We start from the raw sequence: 16,514 nt of genomic DNA, 5'->3' as shown, positions 1-16,514 counted from the left end.
GGAGGGCACTGGCACCTGCTCGTCCGACTCAACCACGTCCGTCAAGCATGTCGCCCGCCGCGACGTCAGCCGAACAGGTCACGGTATGCCGCGGCCAGCCGCAGCGAGTCATGGTGCCCCGGTGCGCCGCGTTGCGCCACCGGGGCAAGGACGAGCTCTGCACCCAGCCGCGCAGCGGCCGCTCGCAATCCTGCCTCATCATCCACGGCGCTGGGGTCGGCCAGCACCGCGTCGAGCCTCATCCGGGGCGCGTGGTCGACCAGCGCCTCCACCTGGCGGGCCGCGGTGAAGCCGGCCGTCTCGCCCGAGTGTTCGAGGTTGAGGGTCAGCAGCCGCTTCGCCGAGGTGTCGTGCAGGGCGTCGCGCAGGGCCGGCACCATGAGGTGCGGCATCACCGAGGTGAACCAGGACCCGGGCCCGAGGATCACCCAGTCGGCCTCGCGCACGGCGGCGACGGTATCTGGGGCCGACGGCGGGTCCGACGGTTCGAGGGTGATGCTGACGACGGTCCCCTTGGTGGTGGCGACCGCCACCTGGCCGCGCAGGGTCGACAGGGCCTGTGGGTCGTCGGGGTCCAGGCCCTGCACCCTTGCCGTGATCTCCAGCGGCACCGCGGCCATCGGCAGCACCCGGCCGCGGGCGTTGAGCAGTCGGCCGACCAGGTCGAGCCCGATGACCGGGTCTTGGTGCAGGTCCCAGAGGGCGGTGATGAGCAGGTTGCCGAGGGCGTGGCCGCCGAGCTGGCCGTCGCCGCGGAACCGGTGCTGCAGCACGTCCCGCCAGGTGTGGCCCCACTCGGTGTCGTCGCAGAGGGCGGTCAGCGCCATCCGGAGGTCACCAGGCGGCAGCACGTCGAACTCGTCGCGGAGCCGCCCCGAGGACCCGCCGTTGTCGGCGACGGTGACGACCGCTGTGATGTCGTCGCAGACCAGCTTGAGGGCCTCGAGCGACGCTGCCAGACCGTGCCCGCCACCGAGGGCGACCACTGCGGGGCCGGTCACAGCCCGCTCACTCCTCACTCCTGCCCCAGGTCACGGTGCACGACGAAGGTCGCGATGTCCTCGCTGCTGAGCCTGCTGCGCAGTGCCTCGGCGACGGCGACCGAGCGGTGCTTCCCCCCGGTGCAGCCCACCGCGACGGTGACATAGCGGCGTCCCTCGCGGATGTAGCCGGCCGTCACCGGGTCCATCAGGGCGACGACCCGGTCGACGAACTCCGGCGCTCCCTCCTGGGCCATGACGAACTCGGCCACCGGCGCGTCCTGCCCGGTGAAGTTGCGCAGCTCTGGGATCCAGAACGGGTTGGGCAGGAACCGCATGTCGAAGACGAAGTCGGCGTCCAGCGGCACGCCGTACTTGAAGCCGAAGGACATGACGGCGATCCGCACCTTGTGGCCGATGTCGCCGGAGAAAACGGGGTGGACCTTCTTGGCCAGCTGGTGGACGTTCAGGCCGGAGGTGTCGATGACGACGTCGGCCCTGGCCCTCAGGTCGGCCAGCATGACGCGCTCGCGGGTGATCCCGTCCAGCAGACGGCCGTCGCCCTGGAGCGGGTGCGGTCGCCGGACCGACTCGAACCGCCGCACGATCGCCTCGTCGGTGGCGTCGAGGAAGACGAGGTTCGGCCGCCAGCCGCGCTCGCGCAGCTCGTCGAGGGCTGTCTGCAGGTGGTCGAAGAAGCCGCGGGCACGGACGTCCACGACAGCAGCCAGCCGCGGCAGGCTGGGCCGCCTGGGAGCCTCGGTCGCGAGGTCCGCCAGCGAGACCAGCAGCTGCGGAGGCAGGTTGTCGATGACGTACCACCCGGAGTCCTCGAGCACGTTGGCCGTCGTCGACCGCCCGGCGCCGCTCATGCCCGTCACGATCACGAGCTCGGCCGGGTCCCGTCCGCCGGCAAGGTCGGCGGAGTCGGCCGCGTCCGGAGCACCATCCCCGGGGGCGGGGCCGTCCTCGTCGGTCATCCTTGCTCCGTCTCCTCGATCATCGCGCTCAGTCACCGTCGAGGATCTCTCCGGTCATCAGGTTGACGGCGGGAGCGGCAGTGTCTGCGGTGGCCAACTCTGCCGCAATCGTGGCCGCCAGCGCAGGTCCGAGGCCGGAAACCTCCTGCAGCTCCTCGACCGTGGCGGCACGAACCTTCTTCACCGAGCCGAAATGGCGCAGCAGTGCCTTGCGCCGGGTCTCCCCCAGACCGGGTATGCCGTCCAGGGCGCTGGTCGTCATCGCCTTGGACCGGCGTTGCCGGTGGAATGTGATCGCGAAGCGGTGCGCCTCGTCGCGGACCCGTTGCAGGAGGTAGAGGCCCTCGCTCGTGCGCGGCAGGATGACGGGGTAGTCCTGGCCCGGCACCCAGACCTCCTCGAGCCGCTTGGCCAGCCCGACGACCGCCACGTCGTCGATGCCCAGGGCCGTCAGGGCGGCCTGTGCGGCGTTGACCTGGGGCAGTCCACCGTCGACGACGACGAGGTTGGGCGGGTAGGCGAACTTCTTGGGCCGCCCGGTGTCGGGGTCGATCCGCTCGGGTCCGGCCTCGGGGTCGGGACCGAGCTCGACATCGGTGGCCTGGTCACGTTCCTCGAGGTAGCGCTGGAACCGTCGCGTCAGCACCTCGTCCATCGCCGCGGTGTCGTCGACCTGCTCGCCACGGATGACGAACCGGCGGTACTCGGACTTGCGGGCCAGGCCGTCCTCGAACACCACCATCGACCCGACGACCTGCGAGCCCTGGATGTGGCTGATGTCGTAGCACTCGACCCGCAGTGGCGCGTCGGCCAGGTCGAGGCTGGTCTGCAGCTCCTGCAAGGCCTGGCTGCGGGCGGTCAGGTCGCCGGCCCGGGCGAGCTTGTGCCGGGCGAGGGACTGCTTGGCGTTGCGGTGCACCGTCTCGAGCAGGGTCCTCTTGTCGCCCCGCTGAGGCACCCGCAGGTCGACGCCGGAGCCGCGCAGTGACCCCAGCCAGATGGACACGGCGTCAGGGTCCTCCGGCAGCACGGGCACCAGCACCTCGCGCGGCACGCTGTCACCGGACTCCCCGCCGTAGACCTGCTGGAGGAGGTGACCGACGATCTCGGGCACGCTCTCGTCATCCATCTCGGCGACCCAGCCGCGTTGCCCGCGCACCCGCCCGCCTCGGACGTGGAACACCTGGACGGCGATCTCGAGCCCGTCGTCCTCGAGGGCGAACACGTCGGCGTCGGTGCCGTCCCCGAGGACGATCGCGGACTTCTCCAGCGCCTTGCCGAGCGCCACCAGGTCGTCGCGCATCCGGGCGGCCTGCTCGAACTCCAGCGACTTCGACGCGGCGGCCATGTCGCGCTCGAGCCGCTTGACGAACCGGGCGGTGTTCCCGGCCATGAAGTCGCAGAAGTCCTCGGCGATGGCGCGGTGCTCCTCGGGCGTGACCCGGCCGACGCACGGCGCCGAGCACTTGTCGATGTAGCCCAGCAGGCAGGGGCGCCCCACCTGTCCGGCTCGCTTGAACACGCCGGAGGAGCAGGTGCGGACGGGGAACACGCGCAACAGCAGGTCGAGGGTCTCGCGGATCGCCCAGGCGTGGGCGTACGGCCCGAAGTAGCGGGTGCCCTTGCGCTTGGCCCCCCGCATCACCTGGGCTCTCGGGAACTCCTCACCGAGGGTCACCGCGAGGTATGGGTAGGACTTGTCGTCGCGGTACTTGACGTTGAACCGCGGGTCGTACTCCTTGATCCAGGAGTACTCGAGCTGGAGCGCCTCGACCTCGGTCGAGACCACGGTCCACTCGACGCTCGCGGCCGTCGTGACCATCGTGGCCGTCCGGGGGTGCAGGGCGGCGATGTCCTGGAAGTAGGACGACAGCCGCGGCCGCAGCGACTTGGCCTTGCCGACGTAGATGACCCGCCTGGCCGAGTCCCGGAACCGGTAGACACCCGGGTCGACGGGGATCTCCCCCGGCGCCGGACGGTAGGTCGACGGGTTAGCCACGGCTCCACTCTATGGAGGGTCACCGACGGTGCGCTGCGCGGGAGGCCCGCTTCCCGCGGGAGTCGAGGTATGCCGCGTCGTGACCACGCGGCATACCTCCCCCTGCGCTGTGGCGGGGACGGTCAGGTGACCGTGATCCCGTCGCCGCTGACCGTGACCGACTTCTCGGGGAGCGCCTTGGTGGCCGGTCCCTTCTTCACCGCGCCGGTGGTGATGTCGTACTCGCTGCCGTGGCAGGCGCAGTTGATGGTCCCGTTGGCGATGTCGCTCACGACGCACGCCTGGTGGGTGCAGATCGCGCTGAACGCCTTGAAGTCACCGGAGGTGGGCTGGGTGACCACGACCTTCTGGTCGGCGAAGATCTTGCCCCCGCCCACCGGGATGGTGGCCTTGGAGATCGCGTCCTTCACGGCGTCCGTCGCGGCGTCCTTGGCCGAGCTGGCGGCGGTGCCCGCCGCGTCCTCGGCGGAGCCGCACCCGGCGAGGGCCGTGACGCCGACACCGGCGAGACCGACGGACGTCAGCACGGTGCGGCGAGAGGGACCGGTGGTGGAGTGGTCTTCAGGGCTGGTCATGCGCGCGCCTTTCGGTGGAGGTGCCCCTGCCGAGGGGTCTGACCAAGGGTGGCCGAGCATGCGGGCCCGACATGGGTACTACGTGTGACGCTGCCATGGGGTTCATGTGCATCTGTCCACCGGGGTGGTAACGACACGGTCACGCATGGGTCGGATGTGCCCACACACGGGGGGAACGGCGGCATAGTCTGCACACACCCCAACCGGGGTGACCCGCGGGCGCAGTACGGCCCGCGAGCACCCAATGACTTCAGGAGGAGTCTTGCGTTCCGTGTTCAAGATTGGCGCGCCACTTGTGGCCGCTGCCCTCGCGCTGGCTGCCTGTGGTGGAACCACCGGCAACAGCACCGACGCCGGTTCCAAGGCGTGTGACCTCAAGATCGGCTTCTTCGGCGCCCTCACTGGTGACGCCGCAAACCTCGGCATCAACATCAAGAACGGTGCCGAGCTCGCCGTCACGCAGTACAACGAGAAGAACCCGAGCTGCAAGGTGACGCTCACCTCGTTCGACAGCCAGGGTGACCCGTCCATCGCTCCCGGGCTGGCCCAGAAGGCCGTCACCGACAAGAAGCTGGTCGGCATCGTCGGCCCGGCGTTCTCCGGTGAGTCCAAGGCTGCCGACCCCATCTTCGAGAAGGCCGGCCTCAACACCATCACCGCCTCGGCCACCAACTCGTTGCTGTCCGAGAACGGCTGGAAGACCTTCCACCGCATCCTCGGCAACGACGCCACCCAGGGGCCTGCGGCGGCGAAGTACATCAAGGACGTCCTCAAGGCCACCAAGGTGTTCGTCTCCGACGACACCTCCGAGTACGGCAAGGGCCTGTCGGACTTCGTCAAGAAGGACCTCGGCTCCGCCGTGGTCGGAAACGACGAGACTGCGGCCGACGGCAAGCAGGACGACTTCTCCGCCACCGTGACCAAGGCCAAGGCCTCGGGTGCCACCGCGTTCTTCTACGGTGGCTACTACTCGAACGCCAGCAAGCTGGTCAAGCAGCTGAAGGACGGTGGCTTCACGGGCACCTTCGTGGCTGCTGACGGTGTCAAGGACGACGGGTTCATCAAGGGCGCCGGCGCGGCTGCAGAGGGCGCCATCGTCACCTGCCCGTGCCTCCCCCCGGACAAGGCTCCCGAGTTCGGTGCCGCGTACAAGAAGGCCTACAACTCGGACCCGGCCACCTACTCGGCCGAGGCGTATGACGCCGCGAACGTCTTCCTGGCCGCAATCAAGGCCGGCAAGACGTCCTCAGCGGACATGACGGCCTTCATCACCTCCTATAGCGCCAAGGGCGTCACCAAGAACGTCAAGTTCGACGCCAAGGGCGAGCCCGCAGAGGTCTCCGTGTGGGCCTACAAGGTCACCGGCGGCAAGATCGTCGCGGATCAGGAAATCAAGTAGTTCGACCGGCTGCGGCCAGGACTCTCCACTCAGGAGGTCCTGGCCGCTACCGTGTTCCCGTCCGGTCGCGGCCACCCCTCCCTGAGGAACGGTCCCCCACCACGGAGGTCTGATGGACTTTAGCCTTCTGTTCAACCATTTCTGGGAGTTCACGATCACTGGGTTGGCCTTCGGGGCCATCTACGCGCTGATCGCTCTCGGGTACACGCTGGTCTACGGCGTGCTGCGCCTGATCAACTTCGCCCACTCCGAAGTCTTCATGTGGGGAGGCTTCGCGGCGGTTTGGGTGCTTCTTGCGTTCGGCGCCAGCCAGGCCAGCGGCCTCGGGATCGTGGGCCTCCTGGTCGTGGCCTTCGCCACCGCCATGGCAGCGTCAGCGCTGGTGGCCCTCGGTCTGGAGTTCGTCGCCTACCGCCCGCTGCGCAAGCGCAACTCCCCACCCCTGATCGCGCTGATCTCGGCGATCGGAGCGTCGTACACCCTCTCCGAGACGATGGGCCTGCGCGACAAGCCGTTCAAGCTCCTCGGGATCGACAACAAGATGGTCGACTACGTCGGGCGTCCCCGCGAGGCCTCGCCATTCGGGCTGAACATCGAGACCAAGCGGCTGTTCCACGTCTTCGACTACCAGGTCTCCAACAAGGACCTCATCGTCCTGGGCTCGGCCATCGTCATGATGATCCTGCTGGACCAGTTCATGCAGCGGTCCCGGCTGGGGCGGGGCATTCGTGCGGTGGCCCAGGACCCCGAGTCCGCGGCCATGATGGGCGTGAACAGGGACCGGGTCATCCGACTCACCTTCGTCATCGGCGGTGCCATGGCCGGCGCAGCAGCGGTGATGTACCTGCTGAAGGTGGAGCAGATCCGCTACAACTCGGGCTTCCTGCTCGGCGTGAAGGCCTTCACCGCCGCTGTCCTCGGCGGCATCGGCAACCTGCGTGGCGCGCTGCTCGGTGGCTTCATCCTCGGCGTGGCCGAGAACTACGGTCAGGCCATCTTCGGAGGCCAGTGGAAGGACGTGGTCGCCTTCACCCTCCTCGTCGTCATCCTGCTGTTCCGGCCCACTGGGCTGCTCGGCGAGTCCCTCGGAAAGGCACGCGCATGAACGCCGTCTCGAGCTTCTTCCATGGCATAGGCGATCGCTTCCGCGGGCTGCCGCGCTGGGCCAGGATCGTGTTGATGGTCGCTGCGGTGGTGTTCGTCTACTTCCTGCCGATCCTCAACCCGCCGCTGATCACGACGACCGACTCGGACTTCGGCGCGGTGCTGTTCACCTGCGCCATGTACGCCCTCGTGGCTATCGGGCTCAACATCGTCATCGGGTATGCCGGGCTCCTCGACCTCGGCTACATCGGCTTCTTCGCGATTGGCGCCTACACCGTCGGTGTGCTCGGCTCCCAGCACGCCAAGCTGCCGCTCCTGCTGTGCATCCCGGCGGCGATGGTGGTCACGCTCATCTCGGGCGTGATCCTCGGCGCTCCGACGCTTCGCGTCCGCGGCGACTACCTCGCCATCGTCACCCTCGGCTTCGGTGAGATCGTCCGGCTGATCCTCATCAACGCGGGTGGGCTGACGAACGGCAACAGGGGTATCTCGAACATCCCGACTCCCCCGGGCGTCGACCTGTTCGAGATCCCCAAGATCCGATGGGAAGGCCTCACGGCGTTCGTCGACCTCGACAACACGACGACCTTCCTCAAGTTCGGCGTCACTGACTCGGTGCCGTACTACTGGCTCGCCCTCACGCTTGTCGGTGTCGTGCTGTTCCTCGACTGGCGGATGCAGAACTCGCGCGTCGGCCGGGCCTGGGAGGCCACCCGTGAGGACGAGGACGCCGCCGAGCTGATGGGTGTCCCAACGTTCCGGTTCAAGCTGCTGGCCTTCGCCACCGGCGCGGCCATCGGTGGCCTGTCCGGTGCCCTCTTCGCCACCAAGCAGCAGTTCATCAACCCGGACAACTTCACCATCCTCTACTCGGTGCTGTTCGTCGCCATGGTCGTTGTCGGCGGTCAGGGCAACCGCTGGGGAGTCATCCTCGCGGCCGCCCTGCTCACCTGGGCGCCGGAGAAGTTCCGGTTCCTGTCCGACGCCCGGTTCCTGCTCTTCGGCCTGGCGCTGATGGCCCTGGCCATCTTCCGGCCGCAGGGACTGCTACCACCTCGAAGGTCGGTGCGTGCCTCGAAGGCCGATGCCGAGACAGAGGTCCTCGAGGAAGGAGTGGCTCGTGCCTGACACGACGCCAGACAAGACGCCCGAACCGGCTAAGGGGAAGGTCGAGGACTCCACACCCACGGCCGGGCCACGGGTCGACGACGAGGCCACCGAGCGCGCCGAGGCTGTCGACACCACGCCCGACACCTCGGTGGACATCAGCGTCCCGGAGGTCGCCGCCCTGCCGAAGGGCAAGCTGCTCGAGGTCGACGACGTGACGCTGCGGTTCGGCGGTGTCACGGCGCTCGACGGTGTCTCGTTCCACATCAACACCGGCGAGATCCTCGGTCTCATCGGACCGAACGGTGCCGGCAAGACGACCTGCTTCAACGTGATGACGGGCGTCTACCAGCCCACCTCCGGTGGTGTGAAATTCATGGGCGAGCCGCTGGGCAAGCGCAAGAAGTTCCAGATCACGAAGCTCGGTATCGCCCGGACCTTCCAGAACATCCGGTTGTTCCACAACATGACCGCGTTGGAGAACGTCCTGGTCGGGGCCGACGCGCACCACTCCACCGGGATGGGCTCGGCGCTGCTCCGCCTGCCCAAGCACCACGCGGAGGAGTCGGAAGGCGAGGACCGCGCCTACGAGCTGCTCAAGTTCATGGGCCTGGACAAGCGGGCCAACGAGCTGGCGCGCAACCTCCCCTATGGCGACCAGCGTCGTCTCGAGATCGCCCGGGCCCTGGCAACCAACCCCAAGCTCCTGTGCCTCGACGAGCCGGCCGCCGGGTTCAACCCGGCGGAAAAGGCCCGGCTGATGGAGCTCATCCAGACCATCCGCGACCAGGGCTACACCGTGCTGCTCATCGAGCACGACATGAAGCTGGTCATGGGTGTCACCGACCGGATCGTGGTGCTCGAGTTCGGCAAGAAGATCGCCGAGGGACTGCCCGCCGAGATCCAGGACAACCCCGCGGTCATCGCCGCTTACCTGGGAGTTGATGAAGATGCTTCTTGAGGTCGACGACCTCTGTGTCAACTACGGGCGCATCGAGGCGATCCGCAACATCTCGTTCAAGGTCGACGAGGGCGAGGTGGTCACGCTGATCGGAGCGAACGGCGCGGGCAAGACCACCACGATGAAGACGGTCTCCGGACTGCGCCCCGTTCGCGCAGGGGCCATCAGGTTCAATGGCGAGGACATCACGGCGATGCCGGCCCATGAGCGCCCGGTGCTCGGCATCGCGCAGTCCCCGGAGGGGCGCGGATGCTTCATCGGCATGACCGTGCTCGAGAACCTCGACATGGGTGCCTACGCCCGCAAGGACCGCAAGACGCCGAAGATCAAGGAGGACCGCGACCGGGTCTTCGGGCTGTTTCCGCGACTTGCGGAGCGGCGCAGCCAGGTCGCCGGCACCATGTCGGGCGGCGAGCAGCAGATGCTCGCCATCGGGCGGGCGCTGATGGCCAGCCCCAAGCTGCTGCTGCTCGACGAGCCGTCGATGGGGTTGGCGCCCAAGCTGATCCAGCAGATCTTCGACATCATCACCGAGATCAACAAGCAGGGCACGACCGTGCTGCTCGTGGAGCAGAACGCCGCGCAGGCGCTCAAGCGGGCCCACCGGGCGTACATCCTCGAGACCGGCGAGATCGTGCGCGAGGGCACCGGCCAGGAGCTGGCCAACGACCCCGCGGTCAAGGCGTCCTACCTCGGCGGCGACGTCTAGCCCAGCTACCCCGTATGCCGGCCGGCCGGCATACCGCGAACGGCCCCTCGGTCTCACCGAGGGGCCGTTCGCACATTCGGGTGGCTACTTCCTGGGGGTCGCCCGCTTCGCCTTGGGCGCCGCCTTCTTCGCGGAGGCCCGTTTCGCGGTGGCCTTCGTCGCGGTGGCCTTCTTGGCTGCCGTCTTCCTGCTGGCAGCCGGCGAGACGGTGGCTACCGCAGCCTTGCGGGTCGCCGTCTTCGTGGCGGATGCCGCGGCCGTCCGCTTGGCCCCAGCGGCCCGGTGGGGGGTGCGGGCGCTCCGCGCGAGGATCGGGGCGAGGAACTGACCGGTGTAGCTGTCCTCCACCGCGGCCACCTGCTCGGGCGTGCCCTCGGCGATGATCCTGCCTCCGCCGTTGCCGCCCTCGGGACCCATGTCGACGACCCAGTCGGCGTTCTTGATGACGTCGAGGTTGTGCTCGATGACGATCACCGTGTTGCCCTTGTCGACCAACCCCTGCAGCACCTGGAGCAGCTTGCGGATGTCCTCGAAGTGCAGACCGGTCGTGGGCTCGTCGAGGACGTAGATGGTCCGCCCGGTCGACCGCTTCTGCAGCTCCGACGCGAGCTTGACGCGCTGTGCCTCACCACCGGACAGGGTGGGTGCCGGCTGGCCCAGCCGGACATACCCGAGGCCGACCTCGTTGAGCGTCTTCATGTGCCGGGCGATCCCGGGGACTGCGGCGAAGAAGTCGGCGGCCTCCTCGATCGGCATGTCGAGGACGTCGGCGATCGTCTTGCCCTTGAAGTGCACCTCGAGCGTCTCGCGGTTGTAGCGCGCGCCGTGGCACACCTCGCACGGCACGTAGACGTCGGGCAGGAAGTTCATCTCGATCTTGATGGTGCCGTCGCCGGAGCAGGCGTCGCAGCGACCGCCCTTGACGTTGAACGAGAACCGGCCCGGCTGGTAGCCACGGATCTTGGCCTCGGTCGTCGTGGCGAACAGCTTGCGGACCGCGTCGAAGACACCCGTGTAGGTTGCCGGGTTGGACCGCGGGGTCCGGCCGATCGGGCTCTGGTCGACGTGGACGACCTTGTCGAGGTTGTCCAGCCCGGTGACCGTCTTGTGCCGACCGGGGACGTGCCGGGCGCCGTTCAGCTTGTTGGCCAGCACGTTGTAGAGGATGTCGTTGACCAGGGTGGACTTGCCAGAGCCCGAGACGCCCGTGACGGCCACGAGGTTGCCCAGCGGGAACGACACGTCGACGCCGTGCAGGTTGTGCTCGCGAGCCCCGACGACGGTGACCTCGCGACCCTTCTCCTGGGGGCGGCGCAGCGCCGGCATGGGGATCTCGAGGCGCCCCGAGAGGTACTTGCCAGTGATCGAGTCCGGGTGCTCCAGGAGTCCCTGGACCGGCCCCGAGTGGACGACGAAGCCCCCGTGCTCCCCCGCGCCCGGTCCGATGTCGACCACCCAGTCGGCGGTCGCGATGGTGTCCTCGTCGTGCTCGACGACGATGAGGGTGTTGCCGAGGTCGCGCAGCCGGGTCAGCGTCTCGATGAGGCGGTGGTTGTCGCGCTGGTGCAGGCCGATGCTCGGCTCGTCGAGGACGTAGAGCACACCGACCAGGCCCGAGCCGATCTGCGTGGCGAGCCGGATGCGCTGGGCCTCGCCACCGGAGAGGGTGCCGGCCGGCCGGTCGAGCGAGAGGTAGTCGAGCCCCACGTCGAGCAGGAACCCGAGCCGGGCGTCGATCTCCTTGATCACCCGCTCGGCGATCTGCCGCTCGCGGGCGGTGAAGTCGACCTCCTTGAGGAACTTCGCGCAGTCGGCGATCGCCAGCCCGCAGATGGCCGAGATGCTGCGACCGCCGATGTGGACCGCCAGCGACTCGGGCTTGAGCCGCGCGCCGCCACACTCGGGGCACGGCACCTCGCGCATGTAGCCCTCGTAGCGCTCCCGGCTCCACTCGGAGTCGGTCTCGGAGTGACGCCTCTTCACGAACGGGACGACGCCCTCGAAGCCGGTCGTGTAGGAACGCTCACGGCCGTAGCGGTTCTTGTAGCGCACGTGCACCTTGTAGTTCTGACCGTGCAGCAACGCCTCCTTGGCCTTGCTCGACAGCGCGTGCCAGGGCGTGTCCATCCCGAACTTGAGGTCTTCGCCGAGCGCCGTCATGACCCGCTGGAAGTACTCCGCAGAGCCGCTGGTCGATGCCCACGGGGCGATCGCTCCCTCGGCGAGGGTGAGGTCCTCGTCAGGCACCAGCAGCTCCGGGTCGACCTCGAGCTCAGTGCCGAGACCGGTGCACTTGGGGCAGGCGCCGAACGGGCTGTTGAACGAGAACGAGCGGGGCTCCACCTCGTCCATCGCCAGCGGGTGGTCGTTGGGGCAGGCCATCCGCTCGGAGAAGCGCCGCTCGCGCTCCGGGTCCTTGGCGTCCTTGTCGACGAACTCGACGACCAGGACTCCCCCGGCCAGGCCCAGCGCGGTCTCGACCGAGTCGGTGAGCCGGCGCTTGGCCCCCGTGTCGTTGCCCTTGGCGACGAGGCGGTCGACCACGACGTCGATCGTGTGCTTGATCTGCTTCTCCAGCTTGGGCGGCTCGGTCAGCGACACGACCTCGCCGTCAACCCGGGCCCGTGAGAAGCCCTTGCTCTGCAGCTCTCCGAACAGGTCGACGTACTCGCCCTTGCGGGCGCGCACGACCGGCGCCAGCACCTGGAACCTGGTCTTGTCGGGCAGCTCGAGCAGCCTGTCGACGATCTGCTGGGGGCTCTGCCGGGTGATCGGCTCACCACACACCGGGCAGTGCGGTCGTCCCGCGCGCGCGAACAGCAGGCGGAGGTAGTCGTAGACCTCGGTGATGGTGCCGACGGTGGACCGCGGGTTGCGGTTGGTCGACTTCTGGTCGATCGAGACGGCCGGTGACAGGCCCTCGATGAAGTCGACGTCCGGCTTGTCCATCTGGCCGAGGAACTGGCGCGCGTAGGCCGACAGTGACTCGACGTAGCGACGCTGGCCCTCGGCGAAGATCGTGTCGAACGCCAGCGACGACTTGCCCGACCCGGACAGTCCGGTGAACACGATCATCGAGTCGCGGGGCAGCTCGACCGACACGTCCTTGAGGTTGTGCTCACGAGCACCTCGGACGATGAGCTGGTCGTGCTGGTGGCGGCGGGCGGGCACGGCTGAAGTCACGCGCACCATCGTAGGTGGCCGCACCGACAACCCCGTCCTCCACCCAACGCAGGCACCCGGCACCCGCCGCGGACCTGCCGCGGACCTGCCGCTACCCGCCGCGCACCTACCCAGGCACGCGCCCGGGGTTTCCCGCACGCCCGCCCGAGCACGCGGCATACAGTCGGCGCATGGCCCCGCACGTATCCACTCCCATCGAGGAGTACGCCGTCCTCGGCGACACCGAGACCGCCGCCCTCGTGAGCCGGGCCGGGTCGATCGACTGGCTCTGCCTGCCGCGGTTCGACTCGACCGCCTGCTTCGCCGCACTGCTCGGCACCCCCGAGCACGGCCGGTGGCTGCTCGGTCCCAAGGGGGCGGCCCGCAGCACCCGTCGCTACGTCGAGAACTCGTTCGTGCTGGAGACCATCCACGAAACCGACGCCGGCGCGGTGAAGGTGCTCGACCTGATGCCCCTGGGTGACGGGCGGGCCGACATCGTCCGCAGCGTCGAGGGTCTGCACGGCAGCGTCACGATGCGGCACGAGTGGATCGTCCGGTTCGACTACGGCAAGGTCCGCCCGTGGGTGTCGCACGGCATCGGCCACCGGCTCGACGAGGACGTCATCACGGCGGTCGCCGGTCCCGACATGCTCGTGCTGCGCGGCACCCGGCTCCCTCATGCCCGCGACGGCCGCCACGAGGACGAGTTCGAGGTCGCAGCGGGCCAGACGCACACCTTCTCGACCACGTGGTTCCCGTCCTTCGAGCAGGTCCCACCGCCACTGGACATCGACTCCCGCATCGCGGAGACGATAAGGGTGTCCAACGAATGGGCGGATCGGTGCGACTACCAGGGCCCCCACCGCGAGCTGGTCGTCCGGTCGCTGCTGACCCTGCGGGGCATGACCCACTCCCGCTACGGCGGGATCGTTGCGGCGCCCACGACCAGCCTGCCCGAGGACTTCGGCGGCGAGCGCAACTGGGACTACCGCTACTGCTGGCTGCGGGACGCCTCCCTGACCCTCGAGGCGTTGCTGGCGTCGGGCTACGTCGACGAGGCCCGGCTGTGGCGCAACTGGCTGCTGCGCGCCGTGGCCGGCGACCCCGAGGACCTGCAGATCATGTACGCGATCGACGGGTCACGTCGGCTCCCCGAGCGCACCCTCGACCACCTGCCCGGGTATGCCGGGTCGACGCCGGTGCGGATCGGCAACGGCGCCGTGGACCAGCGCCAGTCCGACGTCCTCGGCGAGGTGATGATCGCGCTCGACGAGGCACGGGCAGCCGGCCTGGAGGTCTCGACGCAGTCGTGGGCCATGCAGCGCGCCCTCATCCAGAACCTCGCCCGCCACTGGCAGGAACCGGACAACGGCCTGTGGGAGATCCGTGGCCCGCTGCGCCACTTCACCCACTCGCGGGTCATGGTGTGGGCGGCGTTCGACCGTGCCGTCCGCGGTGTCGAGAAGTGGGGTCTCGACGGTCCTGTCGAGCACTGGCGCGAGCTGCGTGACCAGGTGCGCGACGAGATCCTCGACAAGGGCTTCAACGCCGAGCGCAACACCTTCACCCAGCACTACGACACGGCCGAGGTCGACGCCTCGCTGCTGCTCATCCCCCTCGTGGGTTTCCTGCCGCCGGACGACCCGAGGGTCCTCGGAACAGTGGCGGCCATCGAGCAGGACCTCATGCGCGAGGGCTTCCTGCTGCGCTACCGCACCGAGACCGGTGTGGACGGCCTCGCGGGCGACGAGCACCCGTTCCTGGCCTGCTCGTGGTGGTTGGTGAGCGCGTATGCCGTGTGCGGCCAGGTCGACAAGGCGCGCGACCTGATGGACCGCCTGGTCGCACTGTTCAACGACGTGGGCCTGATCTCAGAGGAGTACGACCCCCACGAGAAACGGATGGTCGGCAACTTCCCGCAGGCCTTCTCCCACCTCACCTTCATCGGAGCCGCGCACGCGCTCGCCCAGGCAGAGGCCCTGGGCGCGGCGGACGCAGGAAGGCAGCAACCATGAACCTCGACGCCGACCTCGCAGCCGTGACGCGGCATACCGAGCTGCTTCTCGACCACGCCACCCGCCTGGGCGACGTGCGGGCACCCTCGCTCTGCGAGGGCTGGAGCCGCGCCCACGTGCTCAGCCACGTCGCCCGCAACGCCGAGGCGATCCAGCGCCTGGCCGAGTGGGCCCTCGTCGGCGAGCCTCGCGAGATGTACCCGGGAGGAGCGGCGGCTCGTGATGCGGAGATCGAGGCGGGCGCCCTGCGGGTCGGACCGGCATCGGCCGACGACCAGCGCCCTGCGGGCATCTTCGTCGACGACCTCACCGACACCGCCGCGGCGCTCGGCCCACGACTGGCCGAGCTCACCGGGACGTTGGCCGTCGACGAGGTGGAGATGCGCGGCGGCATGAAGGTCCCGCCCCAAGTGCTGCCCTTCCTGCGGCTGCGCGAGCTCGTCTACCACCACGTCGACCTCGACGACGGGTTCACCTTCGCCGACGTCGAGACCGAGCTGGTGCACCGGTTCATCGACGATGCGGTGTCGCGGCTGCGGCTGGGCAGCCACCCGCCGGACCTCGACCTGCAGACCGACGAGGGCGACCGTTGGCAGGTCGGCGCCACCGCCGCGCCCGTCCATGGCTCGCGTGCCGCGATGCTGCTCTGGCTGGCCAGGCGCATCGACACGGGCGTGTCCGCGGAAGGCGGCCTGCCGGAGCTGCCGCGCGGCGCCTAGACCATCGGGAGCGAGGCGCCCGTCACGCCGGCTCGCCGCGCGATGGCGACGGCGGCGAGGGCAGAGTGCACCTTGAGCTTGTGCAGGATGCTCTGGACGTGGGTTCGCACAGTGTTGGGCGACACGTGCAACAGGGTCCCGATCTCGGTGCGGCTCATGCCCTCGACCAGGCAGCCGAGCACCTCGAGCTCGCGACCGGTCAGCTCACGGATCCCCTGGACGTGCTCCACGGTGGTGTGCTGACCGCGCGACAGGGACACCAGGACCCCGGCCAGCAGGTCGGCCGGGATCCGCGTCTCCCCACGCGCGACACCACGGATGGCGTCGACGAGCGCGTCGGCGGTCTCGGTCTTGGCGACCCAGCCGCGGACCCCGAGCTGGACGGCCTCGACGATCTGGTCCCCGGCCTCCGCGCCCGTGGCGATGACGATGCCGAGGGTCGGGTCGACGGCAAGCGCCTCCCGGGCCACCGTGAGCCCGTCCTCACCGGCCAGGGCGAGGTCGAGGACGACGACGTCGCACTCCACCTCCTGGAGGCGTCGCAACGCCTGGGCGACGCCGGTGGCGGCACCCTGCACCTGGATGTCCGGGTAGTCCCCCAGACAGAGAGCCAGGGCGTCCACGAAGACCTCGTGGTCATCCACGAGCAGTACACGCACGGGGGCTGCCATGGCCTCAGGGTGGCGTACCGGCTCAGCGGGCAGAACCGGTCCGTGCCGGAGAAGGTGCTACGTCAAAAGGGTGACGGGACTAGTCCGTTCGGTCCGACCACGCTCCCCACCTCGTGCCGGAGGAACTCCC

The 16,514-nt window shown here is 68.9% G+C and carries 13 protein-coding genes; 7 read left to right on the top strand and 6 right to left on the bottom strand.

Annotated features, from left to right (window positions below; translation table 11 throughout):
- Nucleotides 1-65 precede the first annotated feature (65 nt).
- From EAH86_RS05470 to EAH86_RS05455, 4 genes are all read right to left on the bottom strand, one after another.
- The gene (locus EAH86_RS05470; protein WP_140737645.1) at nucleotides 66-1,001 is read right to left on the bottom strand and encodes a gluconeogenesis factor YvcK family protein; all 936 of its coding nucleotides are present in this window, start codon (nucleotides 999-1,001) and stop codon (nucleotides 66-68) included.
- Between the two features lie 14 nt (nucleotides 1,002-1,015).
- Nucleotides 1,016-1,960 (bottom strand): RNase adapter RapZ, encoded by a 945-nt coding sequence (gene rapZ, locus EAH86_RS05465; protein WP_140737644.1) that lies wholly within the window; start codon nucleotides 1,958-1,960, stop codon nucleotides 1,016-1,018.
- Between the two features lie 28 nt (nucleotides 1,961-1,988).
- Complete coding sequence (gene uvrC / locus EAH86_RS05460; RefSeq protein WP_140737643.1) at nucleotides 1,989-3,959, bottom strand: excinuclease ABC subunit UvrC; 1,971 nt, start codon at nucleotides 3,957-3,959, stop codon at nucleotides 1,989-1,991.
- A 122-nt stretch (nucleotides 3,960-4,081) separates the two neighbouring features.
- Entirely contained in the window at nucleotides 4,082-4,534 is a 453-nt protein-coding gene (locus EAH86_RS05455; RefSeq protein ID WP_140737642.1) for a Rieske (2Fe-2S) protein, read from the bottom strand.
- 271 nt (nucleotides 4,535-4,805) lie between these two features.
- Between EAH86_RS05455 and EAH86_RS05450 the strand changes: the two genes are divergently transcribed.
- The 5 genes from EAH86_RS05450 to EAH86_RS05430 all read left to right on the top strand — a co-directional run bounded on the left by EAH86_RS05450 (nucleotide 4,806) and on the right by EAH86_RS05430 (nucleotide 9,814).
- On the top strand, nucleotides 4,806-5,933 hold the full coding sequence (locus EAH86_RS05450; RefSeq protein ID WP_241668217.1) for a branched-chain amino acid ABC transporter substrate-binding protein: 1,128 nt from the start codon (nucleotides 4,806-4,808) through the stop codon (nucleotides 5,931-5,933).
- Nucleotides 5,934-6,045: 112 nt separating this feature from the next.
- Nucleotides 6,046-7,038 (top strand): branched-chain amino acid ABC transporter permease, encoded by a 993-nt coding sequence (locus tag EAH86_RS05445; protein WP_140737640.1) that lies wholly within the window; start codon nucleotides 6,046-6,048, stop codon nucleotides 7,036-7,038.
- Nucleotides 7,035-8,165 (top strand): branched-chain amino acid ABC transporter permease, encoded by a 1,131-nt coding sequence (locus tag EAH86_RS05440; protein ID WP_140737639.1) that lies wholly within the window; start codon nucleotides 7,035-7,037, stop codon nucleotides 8,163-8,165. Before EAH86_RS05445 ends, EAH86_RS05440 begins: the two co-directional genes overlap by 4 nt.
- The gene (locus EAH86_RS05435; protein WP_425325215.1) at nucleotides 8,158-9,105 is read left to right on the top strand and encodes an ABC transporter ATP-binding protein; all 948 of its coding nucleotides are present in this window, start codon (nucleotides 8,158-8,160) and stop codon (nucleotides 9,103-9,105) included. The genes EAH86_RS05440 and EAH86_RS05435 overlap by 8 nt, the downstream gene beginning before the upstream one ends.
- A complete protein-coding gene (locus EAH86_RS05430; protein WP_140738856.1) occupies nucleotides 9,095-9,814 on the top strand; it encodes an ABC transporter ATP-binding protein in 720 nt (239 codons plus the stop codon). The genes EAH86_RS05435 and EAH86_RS05430 overlap by 11 nt, the downstream gene beginning before the upstream one ends.
- An 84-nt stretch (nucleotides 9,815-9,898) precedes the next feature.
- On the opposite strand, the gene uvrA is transcribed toward EAH86_RS05430, so the two are convergent.
- Complete coding sequence (uvrA, locus tag EAH86_RS05425; RefSeq protein WP_140737638.1) at nucleotides 9,899-13,006, bottom strand: excinuclease ABC subunit UvrA; 3,108 nt, start codon at nucleotides 13,004-13,006, stop codon at nucleotides 9,899-9,901.
- Nucleotides 13,007-13,167: 161 nt separating this feature from the next.
- Between uvrA and EAH86_RS05420 the strand changes: the two genes are divergently transcribed.
- A complete protein-coding gene (locus EAH86_RS05420) occupies nucleotides 13,168-14,994 on the top strand; it encodes a glycoside hydrolase family 15 protein (protein WP_140737637.1) in 1,827 nt (608 codons plus the stop codon).
- Nucleotides 14,991-15,713 (top strand): maleylpyruvate isomerase family mycothiol-dependent enzyme, encoded by a 723-nt coding sequence (locus EAH86_RS05415; RefSeq protein ID WP_140737636.1) that lies wholly within the window; start codon nucleotides 14,991-14,993, stop codon nucleotides 15,711-15,713. Before EAH86_RS05420 ends, EAH86_RS05415 begins: the two co-directional genes overlap by 4 nt.
- Here the strand turns inward: EAH86_RS05415 and EAH86_RS05410 are convergent.
- Nucleotides 15,710-16,384, bottom strand: a complete 675-nt coding sequence (locus EAH86_RS05410; protein WP_140737635.1) for a response regulator — start codon at nucleotides 16,382-16,384, stop codon at nucleotides 15,710-15,712. The two genes, EAH86_RS05415 and EAH86_RS05410, sit on opposite strands and share 4 nt — an antisense overlap.
- Nucleotides 16,385-16,514: the final 130 nt, after the last annotated feature.

It is taken from the genome of Pedococcus bigeumensis, from assembly GCF_006438965.1.
Classification (GTDB): Bacteria; Actinomycetota; Actinomycetes; order Actinomycetales; family Dermatophilaceae; genus Pedococcus; species Pedococcus bigeumensis_A.
This window is presented reverse-complemented; position numbering and strand designations above follow the sequence as displayed.